This window comes from Annamia dubia NIES-4383 (assembly GCF_055394725.1).
The window spans coordinates 849,702-874,740 of the sequence record NZ_AP025630.1; the positions used below are offsets into that span (position 1 = coordinate 849,702).

Here is a 25,039-nt window from a genome sequence, read left to right on the forward strand (position 1 = left end):
GGAAATAGCTCAGATTAATTAGTTTTTTGAAAGAAATTATTTGTTAATTTTTTGTCTAGCTTGTTTAACCATTTCGATTAAAGTTTGATGAGCGTCCTCAGAATGAGCTAAAGTGCGATCAAAATTAATTCTAATGGGTAAAGTTTGCTCATCACAAAGCACACATAGATCCATCCCTTCGGGATCAATCGAGATCATTTCCGCCTTTTTCGCATCGGGAATATTCCCAAAAGCCTTGGCATATAAGACGATCGCCTCGCCATGATCTTCATTCATGTGTTTACAAATGCGATCGCTAACTTGAGAAGTGATTAAATCAGACATAAAATTATTTAAGATTAATTATTAATTTAAGTACCTAAGCAAAATTAATTATATAATGTGGAATGGGCATCCTGCCCGTCACAGGCTAGAAGCCTGTGCCACAATTGGGTAATTAATTACACACATCTACTTATCGTTTTAATTATATAACACTACCAACTAATATTAAGACGTTTGTAGAGAGGTAATATCTTACATCTCTACAGGATTTAACCAATACAGTCTTAACACAAAAATTGATAATTACCTCTGTTTAAAAGTAGATATTTAAAGCTAATTAATCAATTATCAATTGATAAAATCGGTTTTAAAATATCATCCATCTGAGTTAAAGCATCATTTTGTTGATTATTAATTTGTTCCATTTGACCAAAAATCTGTTTAAACTCCTTAATTTTTTCTAAAATAGTATTCAAACTATCCTTAACTGGATTCAGAATTTCCTCATAAATTCTGATTTGTTCTTGAAGTTTTACCAAAGCCAAATAATCCTGTTGTAACTGATCCTCCTCTTGACGTAACTGTTGCTCTTTTTGAGCTTGTTGAGACTGTTGTTGATGAATAATACTTTGCATCTGTTGAATACTTTGATTAATTTGCTCAACTTGAGCTTCTAACTTTGCCCTCTCCTCATCAGTTCTATTTTTAGACTCATTTAAACGATCCAACACCGGATCCAGATTCACCGCCTGAGTTGAATCTAAATCAACAATTCCCTGACGACGACGCAAAATCAAAAAATGCTGTTTAAAAATATTTTGTTTCTCCAGAAGATTACGCCGAGACCCGACAATAGACTCATCTAACATTTTATAACCTTCTTTTTCATCATATAATTCAGCCTCCAAATTGATTCTTTCCGAATCACTCACCGAATTAATTTTTTCCTCTAACTCCTTAATCGTTTGTTTCTGTAAAGTTAATTCTTCCTCTTGATCATTAACAAATCTAACTAAACGATCGAGATCCCCCCTCAAATTATCCACAATTTCTTGTAACTCACTTAAAGGCATATTTTCCAGAGCAGTAACATCAATCTTACTATCTCCGGCCGAATCGCCCTCCCCAGAAGCAATTTGACTTAAAAACTCATAAATTTCCTCCTTAGCATCAAGCTCAATATTTAATAACCGAATTGAATCCTGTTTACTATTTAATAATTTTTCTTGAATTTGTAACTGAGTTTTCGCCGTTTCAATCGAAAAAATTGAATCTTTTAACTCCTGTTTGCGACTTTTTAACTCAGCTTCCCTTTTTTGTAGCTCCGCCTCCAGATTTTGACAATAGGAGATCTGACCCTGTAAATCTTCCCATCCCTTATTTAAAAGGGATCTTTGACTTTCAATGGTTTCAACAGTCTGTTCAATTTGACCCCCAATGCCATTTTTCGGCATTTTTGAAGAAGTCAAACGGCTCATCAACTCCTGAAGTTTTTGAGAACAATCATGATCTAAAGCCGATCCAGAAGTTTTAAACTCCTCTTGTTTGTCACTTAGACGCTTTTGCTCACCCCGCAGATGTTCCCAAGCCCCCTCTAACTCCTTACTTTTTTGCTCAAACTCCTGCTTAACCTTTTGTGCCTGAGCTTGTAACTGCTCAATTTCACGGCGTTTGGCCTCCAACTGTTGAAATTGAACTTCCTTTTGTTCAAGCTCCTCAAAACGCACATCAAGCTCATCTTGACGTTCATTCAACATCTGAGCTTGAGCTTCTAGTGAACCTCTCCAAATATCAATTTTTTCTTCTTCTTTTTTAGCCTTTTCAACCTCGGAGGAAAAGCGTTGAAGAATCCTTGCCAATTGACTTGCCGCCGCTTCAGGTTTGCCCTGAATTTGCCGATTATCAGTTAAATTTACCATCACTAATGCCCCATCATTAAAAGAGGCAACTTCTTCAGTGGAAATGGTTTCTTTTGTTGGTACAGCACTCCAAGTTTGATCATTTCGCTGACAAGCCAATAATTGCAGTTTCGTTTCCGAACCGCCCATAAAACCTTTACTTTGCTTTTGAACTTCTGCCAGATAGAGCATCCTTGATGGTCCCCTTAATGTGTCTAAAAAACTAAGACTGAACAAAACTGTTTGATCTCAAAGAATCTAAAAGTTGATTCTTTATGCTCATCTTGAAAAGATGAGTAACCTAACACTATTCTAATGATTTAGACTAACATTTTTTGATAATTTTTGATAAGTTTCATCACCATTGTTCTCAAATTTCTATCCAAAATTCCATTTTTCTTGATTTTTATGATCAATTTTTTACAAAAATTTACAAACTTTTCTTGATTTTTTCCCCCACCTCGATTAAGCTTAGACAGCCTCAACTCATCAAGAGCTAGGCTATCCCAGCCCAATTATAATTCATTGACTGTAGAAAAATTAAAGATTGATCTTTTCTTGTGTCAAATCTTAAATTAAACTAAAAGAAAAGATCAATTGAGCTTAAAGTTGAAATCAACAAAAATTTTATTTTATTTGAGACCAAATCCATTGATTAACTATCTCAATCAATCTTATTCACTGTCGACACGGGAGCGGATTTTAGTCAAATGCAGGGAACATTAAATGAAATTGATATCCGCAGTATCTTACAACTGATCGCATTAGGACAGCGAACTGGGGAACTTTTTGTGGAAGCCTATCCCCTGTCTTCTCGTTTCAATTTTTTTGATTCTTTTGAGTCGGAAAATTTCTATCCCTACGGAGATTTAGGAATCCTTCAAAATGCTAAACCAATTTGGTTTGTCTTTTTTATTAATGGCAAAATTGCCTATGCGGCCGATAATACGAATAGTAGCTTAATTAGATTACAAGATTATCTCCATCGCCATAAACTAAAAGAAGAATTAAATCGCTTAAAAAATCCAACTTTAGGCACGATGAATGCCCCTGAATACGCCTATTTATGGCAATTATTAGAGCATCATATTATCACCCCCCAACAAGGTAGAAATATCCTCCAAAATATGATCGAAGAAACCCTTTTTGATTTATTTAGTTTACATCAAGGCAAATTTATCTTTGAAATCAGTTCGGCCTTAGCCCCCCAACTCACAACCTTAGACATTAATCCTTTAATTATCAAAATTATTAAACAAGTTCAACAATGGAAACAATTTCATCCCCTGATTCAATTTCCAACCCAATGTCCGGTTATTAGTGATGAGCATAAACTAAAAACCGCCCTTGAAGAAGGAGCTTTTAAAAGTATTTATCGTTGGATTGATGGCAAAACCTCCCTACGCCAACTCTCACGCTATTTTAATCGAGATCTGTTAACCATTGCCAAAGCCATTTATCCCTATTTAAAACGAGGTTGGATCCAACTATTTAATCCCACTCCCCCCCATTCAAAATTAGAACATCACAAAAAATATCACCTATCAACTACCAATAAAGTCCCCAAAGTCGTATGTATAGATGATGATCTGACCATTGGTAAATCGGTAGAATTTATTTTAGCCCCCCAAGGTTACGAAATCACAGTTTTAAATAATCCCTTAGAATCCCTCAAACAAGTGTTTGTGATCAAACCAGATTTAATTTTATGTGATATTGCCATGCCAGAATTAGATGGTTATGAAATCTGCTCAATGTTGAGACATTCCAACACTTTTAAACAAACTCCAATTATAATGTTAACAGGGAAAGAAGGTTTTATCGATCGCATTAGAGCCAGAATGGTAGGCGCAACTGATTATTTAACTAAACCTTTCGGGAAAAATGAATTATTAATGCTTTTGGAAAAATATATTGGTTCAGGATTTCCACTCAATCAAGAATTAAAGCCAATTGTAACTAATTCAAGCTCTCTAACCACAGACACCCATTCTCAAACAGTCAGCTAAAAAGCTGTTTTAATTTAGTTTTTTCCTGAGTGATTTTAAAATTTATGTAGTCAAGATTGTTTTTGAAAATATTTATGATTTAATTGAATCATTAATTATCATAAATGGTTAAGATCCAACTATTTTAGATTAACCTTCTTTTCCCCACTTAATTTAAAATTTTAATTTAAGTGAAAGGATTATTATATGTAAAAACATCTGGTAAAGTCTCATGAGTACAATTTTAGTTGTTGAAGATAGCCTTGCTCAAAGACAAATGATTTCCGATCTGCTCAAAGGCAGTGGCTTGGATGTAGCCGTAGCCTGTGACGGAGAAGAAGCTTTAGAGCAGATAAAAAAATCTAGTCCAGATCTGGTGGTTTTGGATATTGTTATGCCCAAAATGAACGGCTACGAAGTTTGTAGACGTTTAAAGGCAGATCCAAAAACCCAAAATGTCCCAGTGGTGATGTGTTCCTCTAAAGGAGAAGAATTTGATCGTTATTGGGGTATGAAACAGGGGGCGGATGCTTATATCGCTAAACCTTTTGAGCCAGTTGAGTTAATCGGAACAGTTAAACAACTCTTACGGCTAATGTGATTTATTCCTCAATCTAAACCGATCAACCTTAAATTGATGGTTTTAGCCCTGTGAGGAATAAACTCACCAACATTTTTGGCTATCGCCAGATGATTATTGAATCAGATCAGTTCACTAATACTAATTGTCTAAATTAATTAATGGTCAATCCGGCTTTTTTAACAAATACTGGTCAGGAATTACCTGATGAAATTCAAGAGTTACAGACTCCTGAAGGTGAACTACACCTGAGATTTTTCATCGCTTCTGGAGATGAGTTTGCCCTTGCGGCCAATGGCATTAAAGAAGTAATGCAACTGCCTCCCGAAAGAATCACATCTATTCCTAATGCTTCACGTCTTCTTTTAGGCACAATTAATTTAAGGGGTCAAGTGATTTGGGTGGCTGATCTAGGGCAGTTTTTAGGAATCCCAATCATTCTTAATACTCAAAGGCAGGAAATACCCATTATTGTGGTGGAAGATCAAGAAATTTTATTAGGATTGGCTATTGAAAAATTAGGGGATATAGACTGGTTAGACCTAGAAAAATTAAAAATGCCTCCTACCAATATTGCTGATAATATGGCTCCTTTCGTTCCGGGAGAATGGGTGATTGATCAAAAAGAATCCCTTTTCTTGCGTTTATTAGATCACATTGCGATTTTACGTTCCGCTCGATGGGCGGCCTAAATCTCAATGATTGACCATTAATGGTCAGGCTATCTCAAAATGTTATAAAATAATTAAAATTAAAAGTTAAAATAAAAATAAGTAACTAAATCAAAAAATTAAGGCAACAAAATTTTTTGTTCAAAATTAAATTAATTAAACTAACGATATATAAATAAGACAACCAGTAGCACAAGCGTGAAGGAGGATCAATGCCATCAGGAATAGATTATGCTCAAGAATATGGACAAGCTGAAAAAGCTTATCTTCAAGGTAATTATGAAAGCGCCGCCAAAATTATTGATCAGGTAATCAAAGATTATCCTGAAGATCCTCATAGTTTGTTGTTGCGTGGTCATATTTACTGTTATGGACTGCAAAAATATGATTTAGCTCAAGCACAATATCAAAAAGTATTAGAAATCACCAGTGATCCTGATTGTCTTGATTATGCCCAAAATGGACTGCAACAAGTACAGCATCTTAGAGAACAAGAAGAAGATAATATTAATCTTCAAGATTTTGACGATCTTGATCCGGTCACTAATTTGATTTTTGAGTCCCATGATGATGATAGTTGGATTGAACAAGAAGAATTAAATTTAGATTGGGATAATTCACAAGAGGAATCTTTTAATGGTAATTTTCACAATACAGGCTCAAGTACGAATAATCCTTTTGCTTTAGATGATGATTCGATCTCCCAGTCTCACTCTAATGGCCATGATCCTTTTTTAATTAATTCTGAGGTTTCAGGGGATAATTGGCTATCCCTTGAAGAAGAGGAATTTGGTCATTCTCCTTTTTTAGATGTGAGTGAAGAAGCTAGTTCGATCGAACAGTCTCTCTCCCATAGTGAGGAAATGACTTTAGTGGTGGGAGCAGAAGATCAATTTGCTCAAAATTATTTAAACGAAAATAAAAATAATTATAAGAATAATTATAAGAATAATCAGATGAATGATTTAGATGATGAATTAGGTATTTCTGAAGAAGATTTTAACCAAATTAGTGAAAAAATTGCTAGTAATAGTGATTTTTATGACCAAGATGATGAAAATTATATTAATTATAATGATACTTTTGCGAACAATTTAGATAATGAAGATGAGTTAGGAGATACTTTTGCTGAAAAAATATCGGAGCCGGAAAAGTGGGAGTCGCCTTCGAGGGAAACGGAAGAAACTTTTTTAATGCCTGATCAAAATTTTACCGATGACGATGACTTTAATGATAATCAATCGGAAACTTTGAATGAAAATACATACGAAGAAGACTCTGATTTTGAAACCCTCGGCCGTAAAAATGGTTTTCATAATTCTGGTCATCTTAAATTAGACCAATTTGATGATTTTGAAGAAGGGTCGACTTCTGATGATGTGTTTAGTCATCCTTTATCGGGGGGGGCGGACAGTTTTCTCGATGAGTTTGATGTGTTTGATGGTGATAAGTTAGATCATCTTCCGGCTTTTGATATGGGGGAGATAGATGAATCACTCCCAGATTCAGCTATTTTTAACGAAAGTCTGGAACAGACGGGTAGTTTTGGCTTTGATGGAACGGGTTTTGGCTCTAGTCTTGATCGTGGAGAAGATGCTTTTGGTTTGGGCAAGGAGTCTTCGGGTGTTGCTACTAATTTTACTTCGTCTTCTGAACCCATAGTTGAGGCTAGTTCTGAAGTTGAACAGGGTATTTTGGCCTTTTTTGAAAATGCCAATGTTCAGAAAAAACAATGGATCACGGCGGGGGTATCAGCGATCGCCACCATGACCGTGACGGCTTTTGTGACTTTTTTCTCCGCTTCTAATTTAATTAGTAATACGGATACTCCAAAAGAATATCAAAAATCCCTTTTATGGCATTTACAAAAGACAGGTTTGGCCACAATTGTTTTTGCGGGAGGGTTTAGTTTTGGCGCGACTTTATTCTTAAATAATAAAACTAATCGTCAGATTCAACGCACAATTTTAGACTTACAATCTCAGTTTGAATCCGTTGCACAAGGTAATTTTACTGCTAAAGCCACTGTTTATTCTGAGGATGAATTTGGCCAGTTAGCGGCCGGTTTTAACCAAATGGCACGGGTCATTTTAACTACTACCAGTGAAGCCCAAAGACGCGCCGAAGAAATGGAACAGGCGAAGGAAGATTTACAAAGACAGGTGATCCGCTTACTTGATGACGTGGAAGGGGCGGCCAGAGGGGATTTAACCGTACAGGCTGAAGTGACGGCGGACGTATTAGGGGCGGTGGCCGATGCTTTTAACTTAACTATTCAAAATCTACGGGAGATCGTTCAACAGGTAAAACAAGCGGCTCGTCAAGTGAACCAAAGTTCGGCCGATAGTGAAACTTTCGCCCGAAATTTATCGAATGATGCGTTACGACAGGCGGAGGAGTTAGCGGTAACTTTGAACTCTGTACAGATGATGACTGACTCGATCCAAAGGGTAGCTGATAACGCAAGGGAAGCGGAGGAAGTGGCTCGATCTGCTTCGGCCACAGCTTTAAAAGGTGGTGAGTCCGTATTGGACTTTGGACAAAAAATTAGATTTAATGAAGCTCACATCAGACCGAAAAAATTAAAATAAGATATTTATATTAAGAGAAATTGAATATTGTCTAATAGCATAATGTCAAATAATAAACTTTCTTTCTCAACAAGTTTGTTCTATAGATTAGAATAAATAGATAGTTTATTATTCAAAATAATATGAAAATCAAAAATAAAAATTACCAAGAAGTTGAACAATTTATTCAAGGTCGTCAACGATTATATCAAAGTCTTGGTTTAAGAAAAGATGCCTTGATGAATTTACTCGATGCTCTTAGTAGTAATCAAGATGCTAAAACAGTCGTGGAATTAAGTTTAAATCCTCTATTTAAACATAAATACCAAAGTATTTATCGAGCAATTGCTGATTTTAATAAAGCGGGAAAAAAGAAATCACAAATCACAAATAAAGCCGAAATATCTAAGATTATTTTAGAGAGTATTCCTCAAAATAATCAGCGAAAGTTTCATCTATTTGGCATTGATGTAACCCCTAATTCACGCCAGTTTTCTCCTACTGTATCTGATAAAACGTTTATTCATCAACCTAACAGTATTAAAGGCAATAAACCCATCAATATTGGTCATGCTTATTCTTGGCTTTTTTACTTACCTGAAAAAATATCTAATTGTGATGCTTCTTGGACAATTCCTTTATCAGTTCAACGAGTAAAAAGCGATGAAAAAGATGTTTCTGTTGCTCATAAACAGATTAATAAAGTTTTGACAGATTCATTATTATTTAAGATAATTCTATCAGTTATTGTCGTAGATTGTCTTTATAGTCAAAAAGATTTTATTGGCAAACAAGTTCTTAATCAAGATCGACTTGTTGTCACCAGAGTTAAAAGTAATCGTGTTTTTTTTCGTCCTTTTGTCAAAGATTCTTCTGAGTTAAAAAGTGGACATCCACGTTGGTATGGTGATAAATTTGATTTAAAAGATTCAACTTCTTGGCATCCCCCTGATGATTTAATTCAAACTAATTTTACTACGAAACGTGGTAAATTATTAAATGTCAAAATTAAGGGTTGGAATAATATGTTAATGAAGGGAACAAAGGAACATAAATTGCATGATTATCCCTTTACATTATTGGAAATTACTGTTACTGATCAAGAAGGTAATTCTATTTGGAAACCAATGTGGTTAATTGCCATTGGTAAACGCCGTAACGAATTAACTTTGCTTGAAATTTATCAATCTTATCGTCAACGTTTTGACTTGGAACACTTTTTCGATTTGGCAAACAAAGATTATTAATGAACGACTATTTAACCTCTCATACAAGTTATGAAGAAAACTGGATGAACCTAATTTTAATTGCTTATATTCAATTGTGGAATGCAAGGAATTTAGCTGTTTGCTTACCCCGCCCTTGGGAGAAATATTTGCCTAATTTTCGTGAGAGTAAGATTACCCCAGTGCTGTTCAGAGAGACTTTTATAGAATTATTAGCACCATTGAGATCAATTCTAATTTTCCCAAACCCCGTGGTTATTCTTCTGGACGGAAAAAGGTGAAATACAAGTGAAAAGACCACGTTATCAGGTTATAAAAAGAATCAAAAATGTCAACAAAATAGCTAAATTGCTGTTAGAAACGACTGTTAATTAATCTTTTTTCCCCTAAAATTATTTTAGGTTAGTTTTACTTTGTCTATTTTTTTATCTTCTATTTTAACCTCTACCAATTTCTTTTTGTCCAAAGTCCAATCCGTAGAAAGAACGGTAGCGGGTATTTTACAAATTCGGGAAACGGTATCGGAAACGGCACGGAAGGTAAAACGGTTAGCTGAGTCGTCTCAAGAAATTTCTAAAATTGTGGCGGTTATTTCTAACATTGCTTCCCGTACAAACTTACTAGCGTTAAATGCTTCCATTGAGGCGGCTCGGGCTGGTGATGCGGGTAAGGGTTTTGCGATCGTGGCGGATGAGGTCAGACAGTTAGCGGATCGTTCTGCGAAAGCCTTAAAGGATATTGAGGTGATTGTATTACAAATTCAGTCAGAAACTAGCCTTGTAATGACGGCGATGGAAGAAGGGATCCAACAGGTTATTGATGGGACAAAACGGGCTGAACAGGCGAAACGATCGCTTGAGGACATTATTCAGGTATCTAACCGCATTGACGCTTTAGTACGTTCGATCACGGCGGATACGGTGGAACAGGAAGAAACATCGCGCGCGGTGGCTCAAGTTATGCAGTCGGTTGAGTTAACGGCTCAGGAAACCTCACAAGAATCACAAAGGGTATCGGGTTCATTACAGAGTCTGGTAGGCATTGCGAGAGATTTAATTTCAGGGGTTGAACGCTTCCGAGTTGAAAAAACTGATAGTAAATAATTGATTTTCAGAGTATTAATGATGAATTTGAAAGAAAAAACAATTTATGATGATAATTGGTTTGATCAATTATTTATTTTGCTGTTTAAAAATAAAATGTCGAAAGTCTTAGGCGAAAAAACTAAGATTAAGGGTTATGATGGTTTTGTGGATTTATCTTTTAAAATTATGGGCGGCCGTAATGCCATTGAACAGCAAAAAGTTGTGGCTCAAATTTTAAAATCTTTAATCCCTAATTTTGTTTTAAAATTAATTAAAACCCTATTTTCTCCTACTCAATTAGTCTGTGAATTAAATGCTTGGTTTACTACTTTATTATTTCCTTGGTTAGTGGGGGAATGTGAAGTTATAGAGGCAGAAATATTAACGGAAAATGGAGAAATTAAACGGCAAAAAAGTGGCGTAAAAATTAAAAAATGTAGATATTTAGAAAATAGTGGTTGTGTGGGAATGTGTATTAATATGTGTAAACTTCCTACTCAAGAATTTTTCACAAAAGATTTTGGTATTCCTTTAACAATGACTCCTAATTTTGAGGATTTTAGTTGTGAAATGGTTTTCGGTCAAATGCCCATCCCAATTGAACAAGAGGCTGTTTATCATCAAGTTTGTTTACCCGATCATTGTAGTGTTGCTAAAACGGATTTAATTCCTTGCCCTAAAGTTAGGGAGATTGGTTAGTCATTCCAATATGATTGATTTACAATACCCGTAGGGGTGAACGAGGGTTCACCCCTACAAAATCTATTTATCCGGGTAGATCCCAAAGGGTTTCCCACCAAGGTCTGACGGGAGGTTCTACCGGAGTAGAAGACGTTTCAAGCCAATTAATTTTAGCTCGAATTTGATCTATATTCCATCCTGTTAAACTGGCTAAAGTTTGGGCTTCCTGCTCTTGTCTTTGGCGAGTTTGTCGCAGATAATCATTTTTAATCTCACATTTGATCTCACCTCGAAAAGGATGACGAATCACAAATCTACCTTGAAAATTCTCTCGATTTTCTGTTTCTTTAAATTGTAAATCTGTGGGAAATTTATCCCTTGTATATCTCACATGAAGACGGGTAATATACACATTATTTTGGACGGGCGGAAAAATATTTGGACGAATAATAGTGGGATCATCATTTAACCAAAAAACTCCCGCACTTTTTAATTCTTCAGGTGTTAAAGGTTCGGCCGCACAGGGATCACACCAAGACATATCCCAAGCATATTCTAAAAAGGCAATATTTTTGCCTTCTTGTTCATAATCTCGGCGAAAAGAATCAAGGTAAAAATCTTTAAATTCATCCTTAACAAATTCGGGAATTTCTGCTCCTGAAGGTATTTGAACTGTGCGATAATTAGTTAATTCAATTCGTCCTTTTGGTGATAATAAATAAGCGATTAAATCCTGATCACCATTGGCATTGACCATTCCTAAACGAATTGGTAACATAAAACGGGGAGATTCATAAGCCATCATTAAAGGGCGTAATTGTTGATAGCCTGTGTTAGCAAATTCTTCTAAATTAACTTTAGCTACAAAGAATTTTAAACCGTCTCGAATATATGCCCCTAAAACTGAATTAGCATTACTAGGAATTTGATAATTATTTTGTCTTAACCATGTGACTAAACCATCGGATTGAGTGGCACTTAAGATTAAAATATCATATTCTCCTACGCTAAATTGTTCTTCGATCGTTACCCCTAAAGCTTCTTCCGTTAAGCCTCTAAAACCACCATTAGGGGCGTTAGCCGTAGCCGGAACAGCTTGAAGATCGTACATCACAACGGGATTACAGGGATCCTCATCAAAATATTCAACTAATCTTGGAGCGCTAAAACTATCTAATCTTTCAATAATTTTTGGCTCTCCAATATGAACTTGATTTTCTGTTAAAATTGTCGGCACAGGCACAACAATTGCAAAATCTTTTACATCTCCTTGATAATCATTGGCCATAGTTAAAACTGTTCTATTTCCATCTCTAGCGATGATTACTTGAGAGGCTTGATTATATAGTTTGGTATCGGCTTTAGAGACGAAAAATCCACAAAATGCCCAAGCAGGTTGGGTTAATAAAAATGTGGCGATTATGGTTATAATTAAGCCTTTTAATAGATTTAAAATTTTCATTTTTAACTCGTATTTAATAGTTATATAATATTTACAAATGAACTTTTAAATGTGCGATGGGCTTCTAGCCCGTCACAGTTAAGATGTTTTTAATACAACAGGTAAGATGCCTGTTTCACAATAGAAATTGTGATCAATAGTGTTTTTAAATGGCAGAATATGGGTTAAAGATTTTATAATTTGATAGCCAATTAAAACGGGGGGCTTTCCACTTTTGATCAAAGAAAATTGTTAAGGGTGAAATGATAAATAATGACCAAAAAATAGCCGTTGTTAAATAAAATTGATGTTGAAAAAAGAAGGTCAGACAAGCGATAGTAATTGACCAAATAATTCTCGCATTTTTAGCATTAGGAATTGAGCGAGGATCTGTTAACATAAACAAAGCAAATAATAATAATGATCCGCTCATTAAATTATGTAAAAGTACATCCCAAGTCCAGCCTAAATAAAGATTTCTGATCATTTCTAAACTGCTATAGGTTAAAAAGAAAATGGCCGATGTTTCCCATCTTCCCACCTGTTTTAAAATGATGCCACCTAAGCCAATAAATAATAATAAATACCACCAGTCAGCCCCCCATTGGCCAGGGGAAACCCATGCTGAATGGGTAAAAGTTAAGGCTATAATTATGCCAAAATTTGCAGGATTAAAAAAGTGTTTTCCTTGATATTTAAACAGAAATTTACTACCTATGGCAAAAAAACTGGCGATCGCCATAGTAAAGGGATCATTTGCTCTTAATAATAAAGATAAACCAAGGGAAGTAATAAACGCACTTTTTAAACTCAAAAAAGTTTCCGATGTCCAAATTTTATGGGAATTATGATTAGCAATTTGAGTTAAAATAGTTAATAATAATTGAGTTACTAAACAGGTTAAAATAGTAACAGCAATTAAATCCCATTTTAAAGACCAATCTCTGGTAGTAATTCCTAAAACTAAAAAGAGAGATAACACTAAAATTTGTGAATCCCTTGCATCTTTAAATAACATAGATTTACCATCAAATTTTCAAAATTTAACATTCTTACATCAATAATTGTCAATTACCAATTATTAATTATTTTTAGTATGTCTCCAGTTATAGCTAAATTGTTTCTGTGTTACCAAAATTGTAACAGTCGTTAACATTTCTATTTAACAATTGACCATCAAAAAGTCATTGTCTTTATGATTAGTTTAACTTTCCCAACCAGTCTAATATCCCACCATATTTTCAAAGTCTGCTTTAAATGCCATTCTTATCTAAAAAATAAATTCCCAATACTTAAGACCAATTAACAATGGTAAAAACCGAACTAAAATTACGGTTAAACACACCAATTTAAGATTTATTTAATATTTACAAATACGGTTAACTGTACTTTTAGATTTTCGGTTTTTACCAATGTTTTTTTGAGAGAAAAGAGCCAAGATAAAAGTAACAAAACAAGGAATTATTAAATCAATCAATTAACCAAAATTGGAGGTTTTAAGTTATGGCTATTGTTCACTTTTCTCCGTTCTCTGAAATGGAAACACTCCGCCGTCAATTTGATAGAATGCTTGATGAATTTGGTAATGTTAATGTCTTTGGTGATAATATTTCATGGCGACCGGCCGTTGAATTATTGAATACCACAGAAGCCTTAATTCTTAAAGCTTTATTACCGGGTATTGATCCTAAAGAATTGGATATTAGTGTTACCCGTGAATCTGTTAAAATTATGGGGGAAAACCGCTACGAAAAAACCACTGATGAAAATGGTTATTTCCATTCCGAATTTCGTTATGGTAAATTTGAAAGAACCATCGGTTTACCAGTTCCCATTCAAAATAGTAAGGTCAAAGCTGAATATAAAGATGGAATTTTGATTCTTACTTTACCCAAAATTGAAGAAGAAGTTAACCGTGTTATCAAAGTTAATTTAATTGAAGAACCCGAAGTTAAAGTTACTCCTGAAACTCCTGAAAATTTAGCAGGTTAATTTTCTTTAATTTTCGAGGTTAATTCATTTTAAATCATTGCCTATTAAAACTTTATCATAATTAATCAAAAGCGATCACTAGATTTAAGGTGATCGCTTTTTTTGTTCTTTTTTTGATACAATGAAGATTGCTTAAAAATTAACTCAAATTACACACAATTTCAACTACTAAAAAATTTTATGACCAATACAGCTAGTAATGATAAAGCCATTGTCAAAGATTATTTTAATGCCACAGGATTTGATCGTTGGCGTAGAATTTATGGTGATGGAGAAGTCAATAAAGTGCAAAATGATATACGCATCGGCCATCAAAAAACCATTGATACAGTCATTTCATGGTTAAAAGCCGATCAAAATTTAGCCAATATTACCATTTGTGATGCAGGTTGTGGAGTAGGCAGTTTAAGTATTCCCCTTGCCCAAGAAGGAGCAACGGTTTTCGCCAGTGATATTTCCGAAAAAATGGTAGGGGAAGCCAAAGAAAAAGCCACCGCAGCGATCGCCGATCCCAGTAAAATAACCTTTGAAGTTCATGATTTAGAATCTATCACCGGAAACTATCATACAGTCTGCTGTTTAGACGTTTTAATTCATTATCCAGACGAAGATATGGCCAAAATGATCGGCCATTTAGCTTCTTTAGCCCAAAAAAGAATTATTTTGAGTTTTGCCCCCAAAAAACCCTGTTTAGTTTTATTGAAAAAAATTGGTGAACTTTTCCCCGGCCCAAGTAAAACCACCAGAGCCTATCAACACAAAGAAAAAGACATCATTAAAATATTAGAAGAAAATGGTTTTACCATCGCTAGAAATGATATGACTAGCACTCGTTTTTATTATTCTCGTATTTTAGAAGCCGTTAAACCATAAGTAATAAATAATATTAAATCCGGTTAAGATACAACCCTTAAATATTATAAAAAATCTACTTTTATAACTTGGTTTTCTAACCAGATTTAATATTATTTTACAAAATAAATCAACTCATAAACTTGATTTTAGAAACAATCTTTCCATTTAATTTTTCTTTCTCTTTTTTCTAAACTGGCAAAAGAGGCATCACTCGATAGAGATAGATCTTTGTCTATTCATCTGTTTAGATTTTAAACCAAAACCTGAGAATTTGTTAACCCAATCCCCCCAAAAATTTTAATAATGTTGCGTTTTATTACAAAAATTTAAGCAAAATTTAAGATTTTTTGAGGGTAAATAGGCAAGAAAGCCCATTTGACAAGGGATTAGAGAAATTTTAAATATTGTTAACGATCCCTACACAAAAGAAACGAAACATATATCATCTTATACAATGGTTTTCCATAAATTAAAAAAACAGGCCTTTGCTTGTATTATCAAAAACAGCAGTGAGTTTTTAATTCCCTGCGGAAAATAAGAAAACTATTTTCAGTTAAAACTAAGTTCATTTATTAGAGAGGAGAATCCTCATGGCGTTTGGGGTTGACAATGATCCAGTACCTACTTCAACAGAAAAGTGGGGAAAACCTGGGCATTTTGACCGTACGTTGGCTAGAGGTCCTAAAACCACAACTTGGATTTGGAATCTCCATGCTAACGCACACGATTTCGATAGTCATACCAGTGACCTAGAAGATATTTCTCGTAAAATCTTCAGCGCTCACTTTGGTCACTTAGCTGTTGTGTTCGTATGGTTAAGTGGAATGTATTTTCACGGCGCTCGTTTTTCCAACTATGAAGCATGGTTAAACGATCCCACCCACATTAAGCCTAGTGCGCAAGTGGTGTGGCCCATCGTTGGTCAAGGCATTTTAAATGGAGATGTGGGCGGTGGCTTCCATGGTATTCAGATCACCTCTGGTCTGTTTTATATGTGGAGAGCGGCTGGTTTCGTTAATGGCGATCAGCTTTATGTTACAGCCATCGGTGGCCTAGTCATGGCGGCTTTAATGCTGTTTGCTGGTTGGTTCCACTATCATAAAAAAGCTCCCAAATTGGAATGGTTCCAAAATGTGGAGTCTATGATGAACCATCACTTATCAGTGTTACTCGGTTGTGGCTCTTTAGGCTGGGCAGGTCACTTAATCCACGTTTCCTTACCCGTTAATAAACTTTTAGATAGTGGTGTTAAAGCACAAGACATCCCCTTACCTCATGAGTTTCTTGACGCTGGAAAAATGGCTGAGTTATTCCCCTCTTTTGCTGAAGGAATCAAACCTTTCTTCACTTTAAACTGGGGCGTTTACTCTGACATTTTAACCTTCAAAGGTGGATTAAACCCTGTTACTGGTAGCTTATGGCTTACCGATATTGCTCATCACCATGTGGCGATCGCTGTTCTCTTTATCATTGCTGGTCATATGTACCGTACCAATTTTGGTATTGGTCACAGCATGAAAGAGATTTTAGAGGCTCATAAAGGTCCTTTCACCGGAGAAGGTCACAAAGGTCTTTATGAAATTTTAACCACCTCTTGGCACGCTCAATTAGCGATTAACTTAGCTTTATTGGGTTCTTTAACCATCATTGTGGCTCACCATATGTACTCTATGCCTCCTTACCCTTACCAAGCGATTGATTATGGTACTCAGTTATCTCTGTTTACCCATCACACTTGGATTGGCGGTTTCTTAATCGTGGGTGCTGGTGCGCATGGTGCGATCTTCATGGTGAGAGACTATGATCCTGCGAAGAATGTTAATAATCTTCTTGATCGAGTAATTCGTCACAGAGACGCTATCATTTCTCATCTCAACTGGGTATGTATCTGGTTAGGCTTCCATAGCTTCGGGTTATACATTCACAATGACACCATGAGAGCTTTAGGTCGTCCTCAAGATATGTTCTCTGATAAAGCGATCCAACTTCAGCCTATTTTTGCTCAGTGGATTCAAGGTATCCATGCGGCGGCGGCAGGTAACACTGCTCCCTATGCAACCGAACCCGCAAGTTATGCGTTCGGTGGTGCTACCGTAGCAGTAGCAGGAAAAGTTGCAGTGATGCCTATTGCTTTAGGTACTGCGGACTTTATGGTGCATCATATTCATGCTTTCACCATCCACGTTACTGTATTAATCCTACTCAAAGGTTTACTCTACGCTCGTAGTTCTCGCTTAATTCCAGATAAAGCTAACTTAGGTTTCCGCTTCCCTTGCGATGGTCCTGGTCGTGGCGGTACTTGTCAAGTTTCCGGTTGGGATCATGTGTTCCTCGGACTTTTCTGGATGTACAACTCTATTTCTGTGGTTATTTTCCACTTTAGTTGGAAAATGCAGTCAGATGTATGGGGAACTGTATCGGCTGATGGTACTGTTTCTCACGTTACTGGAGGCAACTTTGCTGAAAGTGCGATCACCATCAACGGTTGGTTAAGAGACTTCTTATGGGCGCAAGCGGCTAACGTAATTAACTCTTACGGTTCTGCTTTATCTGCTTATGGAATTATGTTCTTAGCTGGTCACTTTGTTTTTGCCTTTAGCTTAATGTTCTTATTCAGTGGACGTGGTTACTGGCAAGAATTAATTGAGTCTATTGTTTGGGCTCATAACAAATTAAGATTAGCTCCGGCTATTCAACCTCGTGCGTTAAGCATTATCCAAGGACGTGCTGTGGGTGTTGCTCACTACCTCTTAGGCGGTATTGTTACCACTTGGGCATTCTTCTTGGCAAGAAGCTTATCCATTGGCTAGTTTAGTCAATGGCCAACCGTGCCAGTTTTTGTTAAAGGGAAATGTTACAAAATACATATTTTCTTAACAAAAATTGGCACGTTGCTTCTGAAGGAAGTAAAATCTTTTATGTAAAGAAAACGGACGAATTTTTGGACAACCAAAACAGGAGACCGCTTTTAAGTTAAAAAAAACTTTGTCAGTCTTGGTTCAAGTTTGGCTCAAGATTGACAGGATGTAAAAAAAAAGACGCTAGATGAGTCGCTTTTTATAATCTAATTAAGCCTCATTTTTTAGGAAGGAGAATTTCCACAAACACTTATGGCAACTAAATTTCCCAAATTTAGCCAGGACCTAGCTCAAGATCCTACTACTCGTCGGATTTGGTACGGGATTGCCACTGCTCATGATTTTGAAACCCATGATGGCATGACTGAGGAGAATCTTTACCAAAAGATTTTTGCTTCTCACTTTGGTCATCTGGCAATCATTTTCCTCTGGACTTCCGGCACTCTGTTCCATGTAGCCTGGCAAGGTAACTTTGAACAATGGATCAAAGATCCCCTGAACGTTCGTCCCATCGCCCATGCGATCTGGGATCCTCACTTCGGTGAAGGTGCAATTAATGCTTTCACTCAAGCAGGTGCTTCTAGCCCTGTTAACATCGCTTATTCTGGTGTTTACCATTGGTTTTACACCATTGGGATGAGAAGTAACAATGAGTTACATGGTGGGGCTATGTTCCTCCTGATTCTCTCGGCGTTATTCTTGTTTGCAGGTTGGTTACACTTACAGCCGAAGTTCCGTCCGAGCTTATCTTGGTTTAAAAATGCTGAGTCTCGTTTAAACCACCACTTAGCTGGTTTATTCGGTGTTAGCTCCTTGGCTTGGGCAGGTCACTTGATCCACGTTGCCATTCCTGAATCTCGTGGTGTTCATGTGGGTTGGGATAATTTCTTGTCGGTGAAACCTCATCCGGCTGGACTTACTCCCTTCTTTACCGGAAACTGGGGCGTATATGCGCAAAATCCTGATACTGCTAATCATGTGTTTAATACCTCTGATGGTGCAGGTACAGCGATTTTAACCTTCTTAGGTGGCTTCCATCCTCAAACTGAGTCTCTTTGGTTAACAGATATTGCTCATCACCATTTAGCGATCGCTGTTATCTTCATTATTGCTGGTCATATGTACCGTACTAATTTTGGTATTGGTCACAGCATTAAAGATATTTTAGAGGCTCATAAAGCTCCCAGTGGTAAATTAGGTGACGGTCACAAAGGAATGTATGACACTGTTAATAATTCCTTACATTTCCAATTAGGTTTAGCGTTGGCTTGTTTAGGTGTGGTAACTTCTTTAGTTGCTCAACATATGTATTCAATGCCTTCTTATGCCTTTATTGCGAAAGACTACACCACCCAAGCGGCTCTTTACACTCATCACCAGTATATTGCCGGATTCTTAATGGTAGGGGCTTTTGCTCACGGTGCAATTTTCTTTGTTCGTGACTATGATCCTGAAGCTAATAAGAATAATGTTTTAGCAAGAATGTTAGAACATAAAGAAGCTTTAATTTCTCACTTAAGTTGGGTTTCTTTATTCTTAGGTTTCCACACTTTAGGTTTATATGTACATAATGATGTGGTAGTTGCTTTTGGCACTCCTGAAAAGCAAATCTTAATTGAACCTGTGTTTGCTCAATGGATTCAAGCCGCTTCTGGTAAAGCTCTTTATGGCTTTGATACTTTACTGTCTAACCCTGATAGCATCACCCAAACAGGTGCGGCATGGTTACCCGGTTGGTTAGAAGCTCTTAACAGTGGCACTAACTCTTTATTCTTAACTGTTGGTCCTGGGGACTTTTTAGTTCACCATGCGATCGCTTTAGGATTACACACCACCACCTTAATCTTAGTTAAAGGTGCGTTGGATGCTCGTGGTTCTAAATTAATGCCGGATAAAAAAGATTTCGGTTTCTCCTTCCCTTGTGATGGCCCGGGTCGTGGCGGTACTTGTGACATCTCTGCATGGGATGCCTTCTACTTAGCGATGTTCTGGATGTTAAACACCTTGGGTTGGTTAACTTTCTACTGGCATTGGAAACATTTAGGTATTTGGCAAGGTAACGTTGCTCAGTTCAACGAAAACTCCACTTACTTAATGGGATGGTTCAGAGATTACTTATGGGCTAACTCTGCTCAGTTAATCAATGGATATAATCCTTTTGGAACTAATAATCTTTCTGTTTGGGCTTGGATGTTCTTATTTGGACACCTTGTTTGGGCGACTGGTTTCATGTTCTTAATCTCTTGGCGTGGTTATTGGCAAGAGTTAATCGAAACAATCGTTTGGGCGCATGAGCGTACTCCTCTAGCTAACTTAGTTCGCTGGAAAGATAAGCCCGTTGCTCTTTCTATTGTTCAAGCTCGTTTAGTTGGTTTAGCTCACTTTACTGTGGGTTATATCCTAACCTATGCGGCCTTCTTAATTGCTTCTACTGCTGGTAAGTTCGGCTAAACCCTAATTTAACAAGGTTTAAGTAATTAAAGGAAAATCCCCCTAAACAGGGGGATTTTTCTATATATAATTTAATGTTTATTGACAAATTTTTAAATTTTTAAAGATAATTTTCATCTAATAATTGATCAAGAGTATAGGGGCATTCTTCGGGAAAATTAACTTGAAAATTTGTTTTAATTTTGACTTGTTTTAAAGCTTTTTGATAAATATTAGTCAGTTCCTGTTGAAGATAATTATATAAATTTTTGTTTAATCTCCCTTCAATTTGATCCCGAAAAGTTACCACTTTCGATCGCCAACGATAACAATTATTTTCCAATTCGGCCGTCCAATATTGTAATAATAATAAATGTTTAATAATTTGCATTAGACGATAAGAAAAATCCACTCCTTTCCTATACCTCCCAAAAACCAAAACTCTTTTAACCCCCTCTTTGTCAATATCCAACGAGTGGGCAGATGTCCGTTATAGGGTACATTTATATTAAAGGTGATATCTGAGTAAGACAACCACTTTCCGAATTTTCTCCAGCCTACTGTATTGGCAAATTTTAAATACTCATCATAATTAAACTCCCCTGCAATACCACCACAAGCGATCCAGATTTCTTTCTGCACCGAGAAGCCGAATTTTCCGTTACTGTATTTTACCCAAAGTTGATCAATAATTTTTAACTCCTCACGGGGGAAATTTAGACAGTCTTCACTTGTTAAGTAACCTTCCTTTTCTCGTCTCTTAATTTTACACATTACTTTATTAGTTTCTTGATCAGCTTCTTTCCATTTTCCTTGTTTTAAAAGTTGATCTAATTGAGTAAAATTAGCCTTATTTGTTATTAATTTAATGCCCTCACCCCCTGCCCCTCCCGCACTGGAGAGGGGAGTTTGTGGCACAGGCATTTTGCCTGTGTTAACTTGAGGTGACAGGCTAGAAGCCTGTACCACATTTTTGATATTAATTGATTGAGTTTTATTACTTTGTAAAATCTCTAAAACTTCCCTCGCAGATTGAAAGCGATCGCTGATTTTTTCTGCTAACATTGTATCTAAAATATTAGCTAAATTTTTATTAATAGAAATCCCTTTTTTACTTAACCATTCTTGCCATACCCAACTTAAATTATAGAGATCAAAAATCTCATCCACAAGACTACCATTTCTTTCTTCAGGAAACACACCCGTTAATAATCTAACCGCAGTAACACCTAAACTATATAAATCACTAGAATTATTAGTTAAACCCCGTAATTGTTCAGGAGGAGCATATCCGGGAGTGCCTGTAATAGTACCCATACGAGTTAAAATAGTAGAAGTAACCTGTTTAGAAACTCCAAAATCTATTAACACTAAATCACTTATGTGTCCATAGATAGCGGGATCTAATTTGTTTTTTCTTCTGATAATATTTTCTGGTTTAATGTCACGATGAATTATATTTTTATTATGAATAAAATCTAAGACGGGTAACATTTCCAGTAAAAAAGATTTTATCTTACTTTCGCTAAATCTTCCCTGATTTTGTAATTCTTTAAGTAAATCTTGCCCTTCAATATATTCTTGAATTAAATATAGGTTATTATCCTGTTCAAAGAAAGCCAATAAATCAGGAATTTGGGGATGTTTACCTAACTTTTCTAATAATTGTGCTTCCTGTTCAAATAATTGAATACATTTTTGTAAAGCACTGCTACCCTGTGATAAAGGTAAAAATTGTTTAATCACACAGGGGCTATTTCTTCTATGTTCATCAATCCCTACAAAAGTCATACCAAAACCACCTTCACCGAGATATTTAAGGCCTCGAAAATGATCTTTTAATAATAATTTTTGTCCGCATTTTTGACAGAAATTATTATGATTAGGATTTTGATGTAAACAGTCAGAGTTAAAACATTTAGCCATAAAAGATTATTAGATTGGGGATACTAATATTATTGTTAGATTTTAAATGATGAGGTATTTATTTAAAATAACATTAAAAAATCAGTTTTAGACAGGACAATGATTAGGCTTTGATCAATAATTACTCTAATTTATATCACTAAATTGCATTGCTATAAAATTAATTAACACTTTAATTTAATATTTAATCTGGCAAACTATGGATTATAAAATTAGTAAAAATTTCCTAAATTCATAGTTCTTAACATAAATTGATTAAGTTTAATCTTATTAACTAAACATTAAGATTTGTCATATTTTTTATAGACTTATAAACAAATAGTTAAAATCTTTATGATTTAAGGTATAAAAACATTTAAGTGGGAATTAATCCTATTTTATTGTTATAAAAATTGGTGAATCTAACTACAATGAGTCAAAATAATATGGAAAATGTGCGTAATATTGCGATCGTTGGCCCCTATTCTAGTGGCAAAACAACCCTTTTAGAAAGTATTTTATCGGTGACGGGAGCGATCACTAGGAAAGGTAATATTAAAGATGGAAATACCGTCAGTGATTCTAGTCCAGAAGCCAAAAAACGTCAAATGAGTGTGGAAGTTTCGGTGGCTAGTACGGATTATGATAATATTAATTTTACTTTTCTTGATTGTCCGGGTTCGATCGAATTTGTCCAAGAAACTAATAATGCCTTAGTGGGTGCAGGAGCGGCCATTATCGTCTGTGAAGCACAAAGGGAGCGGATTTTAACCCTTGCCCCCCTATTCAAATTTTTAGATGATTGGCAAATACCCCATCTAGTATTTATTAATAAAATGGATCGGGCAAAAGATAGTTTTGCAGAAGTTTTAAATGCTTTAAAAAATATTTCTTCTCGTCCCTTAGTTCCCCAACAATATCCTATTGTTAAAGAGCAAGAATTAATCGGTTATATTGATTTAGTCACAGAACAGGCCTATCAATATCATGCGGGAAGTCCAGCGGATCCCATTCCTTTACCAGAAGATCTACAAGAGGAAGAACATATTACCCGCACTGAAATGTTGGAAACTCTAGCGGATTTTGATGATCATTTATTGGAGGAATTATTAGAAGAAATTGAACCATCAAAAGAGGAAATTGTTAAAGATTTAAAAATGGAATTGGGCGCAGATTTAATTGTACCAATCTTCTTTGGTATTGCAGAACAAGATTTTGGAGTGCGCCCTTTATTAGATGCGTTGGTGAAAGAAGCCCCTGAACCCCATGTTACAGCGCAAAGACGGGGTTTAAAAAGTGATGGCAAGGGGGAAACGATCGCTCAGGTTTTAAAAACCTATTTTTCGCCCCAAGGTGGTCAAATGTCCCTAGTACGGGTGTGGCAGGGAGAATTAACCGATGGAATGGTCTTAAATGGAGTTAGACTGGGCGGTTTATATAATTTGATGGGAAGTCAACAAAAATCAATTAATACCGCTAGAGTGGGTAAAATTGTGGGTGTAGCCCGTTTAGAAGGTATCACCACCGGAACAACTTTAAGCAATAGTGAAAAAGGCGTTAAGGACTTACCGAAAGCCGATCTTTTAAAACCCGTCTATGCACTGGCGATCGCCGCTAAAAACCGTCAAGATGAGGTTAAAATCAGTGATGCGTTAACTAAATTATTGATCGAGGATCCCGCCTTGACATGGGAGCAAAATAATGATACCCATGAAGTGATCCTCTGGGGGCAAGGTGATATTCATTTACAGGTATCCCTCGATCGCCTTGAACGCAAGTATAACTTACCCATGACGACTCGCCTTCCTTTAACGCCCTATAAAGAAACCATCCGCACCACTACCAAAGTACATGGCCGCTATAAACATCAAAGCGGAGGTCATGGAGCATTTGGGGATGTTTACTTAGAAATTAAACCATTACCAAGGGGAGAAGGCTTTAAGTTTCATGAAACCATCGTAGGGGGTGTTGTACCCAAACAATATATTCCGGGGGTGGAAAAAGGTGTGATCGAATACCTTAGTAAAGGGGTTTTAGGCTTTCCGGTGGTGGATCTGGATGTGACTTTAACCGATGGCTCCTATCATAATGTAGATAGTTCTGAACAGGCTTTCAGACAGGCCGCCCGTTTAGGCATGACTGAGGGCATACCCAAATGTGATCCCCAACTTTTAGAACCCATTTTACAGGTACAAGTGAGCGCCCCAACGGATTATACTTCAAAAGTATTACAGTTAATCACGGGAAAACGGGGACAAATTTTAGGTTATGAGGGTTTAGCTGACTGGAAAGCATGGGATCAGATCACCTGTTATTTACCCCAAGCTGAAATGCACGACTTTATTATTGAGTTGCGATCGCTGACAATGGGCGTGGGCTTTTTTGAATGGCAATATGACCATTTACAAGAAGTACCAGAAAAAGTAGCTCAAACTGTTTTAGCTAATAGTAATAATGGACATTAAAATAAGTAATAAATAATAGGTAATAAGTAATATTATAAAAGGGAAGAAAGTAATACTAAATCTTTATAAAAAATACCTTTCATTATTTCCTAAAACCCTGTAGAGACTTTCATAGAAAGTCTCTACAAAA

16 protein-coding genes and 2 pseudogenes are annotated in these 25,039 nt (G+C 36.1%); 12 read left to right on the top strand and 6 right to left on the bottom strand.

Annotated features, from left to right (window positions below):
- Positions 1–36: 36 nt before the first annotated feature.
- Together Anndu_RS03980 and hmpF are read right to left on the bottom strand one after the other, a co-directional pair.
- Positions 37–324 (bottom strand): DUF2470 domain-containing protein, encoded by a 288-nt coding sequence (locus tag Anndu_RS03980; RefSeq protein ID WP_464103127.1) that lies wholly within the window; start codon positions 322–324, stop codon positions 37–39.
- Between the two features lie 281 nt (positions 325–605).
- Positions 606–2,354, bottom strand: coding sequence for a pilus motility taxis protein HmpF (gene hmpF / locus Anndu_RS03985; protein WP_464103128.1), 1,749 nt, complete (start codon positions 2,352–2,354; stop codon positions 606–608).
- A 518-nt stretch (positions 2,355–2,872) separates the two neighbouring features.
- Here hmpF and Anndu_RS03990 point away from each other — a divergent pair.
- The 7 genes and pseudogenes from Anndu_RS03990 to Anndu_RS04020 all read left to right on the top strand — a co-directional run bounded on the left by Anndu_RS03990 (position 2,873) and on the right by Anndu_RS04020 (position 10,981).
- Positions 2,873–4,171: a response regulator gene (locus Anndu_RS03990; RefSeq protein ID WP_464103129.1), complete on the top strand. Its 1,299-nt coding sequence runs from the start codon at positions 2,873–2,875 to the stop codon at positions 4,169–4,171.
- A gap of 211 nt (positions 4,172–4,382) precedes the next feature.
- Positions 4,383–4,751, top strand: a complete 369-nt coding sequence (locus tag Anndu_RS03995) for a response regulator transcription factor (RefSeq protein ID WP_464103130.1) — start codon at positions 4,383–4,385, stop codon at positions 4,749–4,751.
- 140 nt (positions 4,752–4,891) lie between these two features.
- A complete protein-coding gene (locus Anndu_RS04000; RefSeq protein ID WP_464103131.1) occupies positions 4,892–5,422 on the top strand; it encodes a chemotaxis protein CheW in 531 nt (176 codons plus the stop codon).
- Between the two features lie 191 nt (positions 5,423–5,613).
- Positions 5,614–7,992, top strand: coding sequence for a HAMP domain-containing protein (locus tag Anndu_RS04005; RefSeq protein ID WP_464103132.1), 2,379 nt, complete (start codon positions 5,614–5,616; stop codon positions 7,990–7,992).
- A gap of 122 nt (positions 7,993–8,114) precedes the next feature.
- Positions 8,115–9,572, top strand: a pseudogene (locus Anndu_RS04010) (NF041680 family putative transposase).
- A gap of 92 nt (positions 9,573–9,664) precedes the next feature.
- Positions 9,665–10,300: pseudogene (locus tag Anndu_RS04015) on the top strand (methyl-accepting chemotaxis protein); the annotation flags it as partial.
- Positions 10,301–10,318: 18 nt separating this feature from the next.
- Positions 10,319–10,981 (top strand): DUF4033 domain-containing protein, encoded by a 663-nt coding sequence (locus Anndu_RS04020; protein WP_464103133.1) that lies wholly within the window; start codon positions 10,319–10,321, stop codon positions 10,979–10,981.
- A gap of 67 nt (positions 10,982–11,048) precedes the next feature.
- Here the strand turns inward: Anndu_RS04020 and Anndu_RS04025 are convergent, their stop codons facing one another.
- Positions 11,049–12,425, bottom strand: a complete 1,377-nt coding sequence (locus Anndu_RS04025; protein WP_464103134.1) for a DUF2330 domain-containing protein — start codon at positions 12,423–12,425, stop codon at positions 11,049–11,051.
- A gap of 145 nt (positions 12,426–12,570) precedes the next feature.
- Positions 12,571–13,422 (bottom strand): RnfABCDGE type electron transport complex subunit D, encoded by an 852-nt coding sequence (locus tag Anndu_RS04030; RefSeq protein WP_464103135.1) that lies wholly within the window; start codon positions 13,420–13,422, stop codon positions 12,571–12,573.
- A gap of 485 nt (positions 13,423–13,907) precedes the next feature.
- Between Anndu_RS04030 and Anndu_RS04035 the strand changes: the two genes are divergently transcribed.
- The 4 genes from Anndu_RS04035 to psaB all read left to right on the top strand — a co-directional run bounded on the left by Anndu_RS04035 (position 13,908) and on the right by psaB (position 20,560).
- Positions 13,908–14,396 (top strand): Hsp20/alpha crystallin family protein, encoded by a 489-nt coding sequence (locus Anndu_RS04035; protein ID WP_464103136.1) that lies wholly within the window; start codon positions 13,908–13,910, stop codon positions 14,394–14,396.
- 180 nt (positions 14,397–14,576) lie between these two features.
- Positions 14,577–15,269, top strand: a complete 693-nt coding sequence (gene bchM / locus Anndu_RS04040; protein WP_464103137.1) for a magnesium protoporphyrin IX methyltransferase — start codon at positions 14,577–14,579, stop codon at positions 15,267–15,269.
- 572 nt (positions 15,270–15,841) lie between these two features.
- Positions 15,842–18,061 carry a photosystem I core protein PsaA gene (gene psaA / locus Anndu_RS04045; RefSeq protein ID WP_464103138.1) on the top strand — a complete coding sequence of 740 codons (2,220 nt, stop codon included), beginning with the start codon at positions 15,842–15,844 and terminating at the stop codon, positions 18,059–18,061.
- A 300-nt stretch (positions 18,062–18,361) separates the two neighbouring features.
- Positions 18,362–20,560 (top strand): photosystem I core protein PsaB, encoded by a 2,199-nt coding sequence (gene psaB / locus Anndu_RS04050; RefSeq protein ID WP_464103139.1) that lies wholly within the window; start codon positions 18,362–18,364, stop codon positions 20,558–20,560.
- A 100-nt stretch (positions 20,561–20,660) separates the two neighbouring features.
- Here psaB and Anndu_RS04055 read toward each other — a convergent pair whose 3' ends face one another.
- Together Anndu_RS04055 and Anndu_RS04060 are read right to left on the bottom strand one after the other, a co-directional pair.
- On the bottom strand, positions 20,661–20,951 hold the full coding sequence (locus Anndu_RS04055) for a DUF29 domain-containing protein (RefSeq protein ID WP_464103140.1): 291 nt from the start codon (positions 20,949–20,951) through the stop codon (positions 20,661–20,663).
- Positions 20,930–22,465, bottom strand: a complete 1,536-nt coding sequence (locus tag Anndu_RS04060; protein ID WP_464103141.1) for a protein kinase domain-containing protein — start codon at positions 22,463–22,465, stop codon at positions 20,930–20,932. The genes Anndu_RS04055 and Anndu_RS04060 overlap by 22 nt, the downstream gene beginning before the upstream one ends.
- Before the next feature lie 410 nt (positions 22,466–22,875).
- Between Anndu_RS04060 and Anndu_RS04065 the strand changes: the two genes are divergently transcribed.
- Entirely contained in the window at positions 22,876–24,909 is a 2,034-nt protein-coding gene (locus Anndu_RS04065; RefSeq protein ID WP_464103142.1) for an elongation factor G, read from the top strand.
- Positions 24,910–25,039 lie beyond the last annotated feature (130 nt).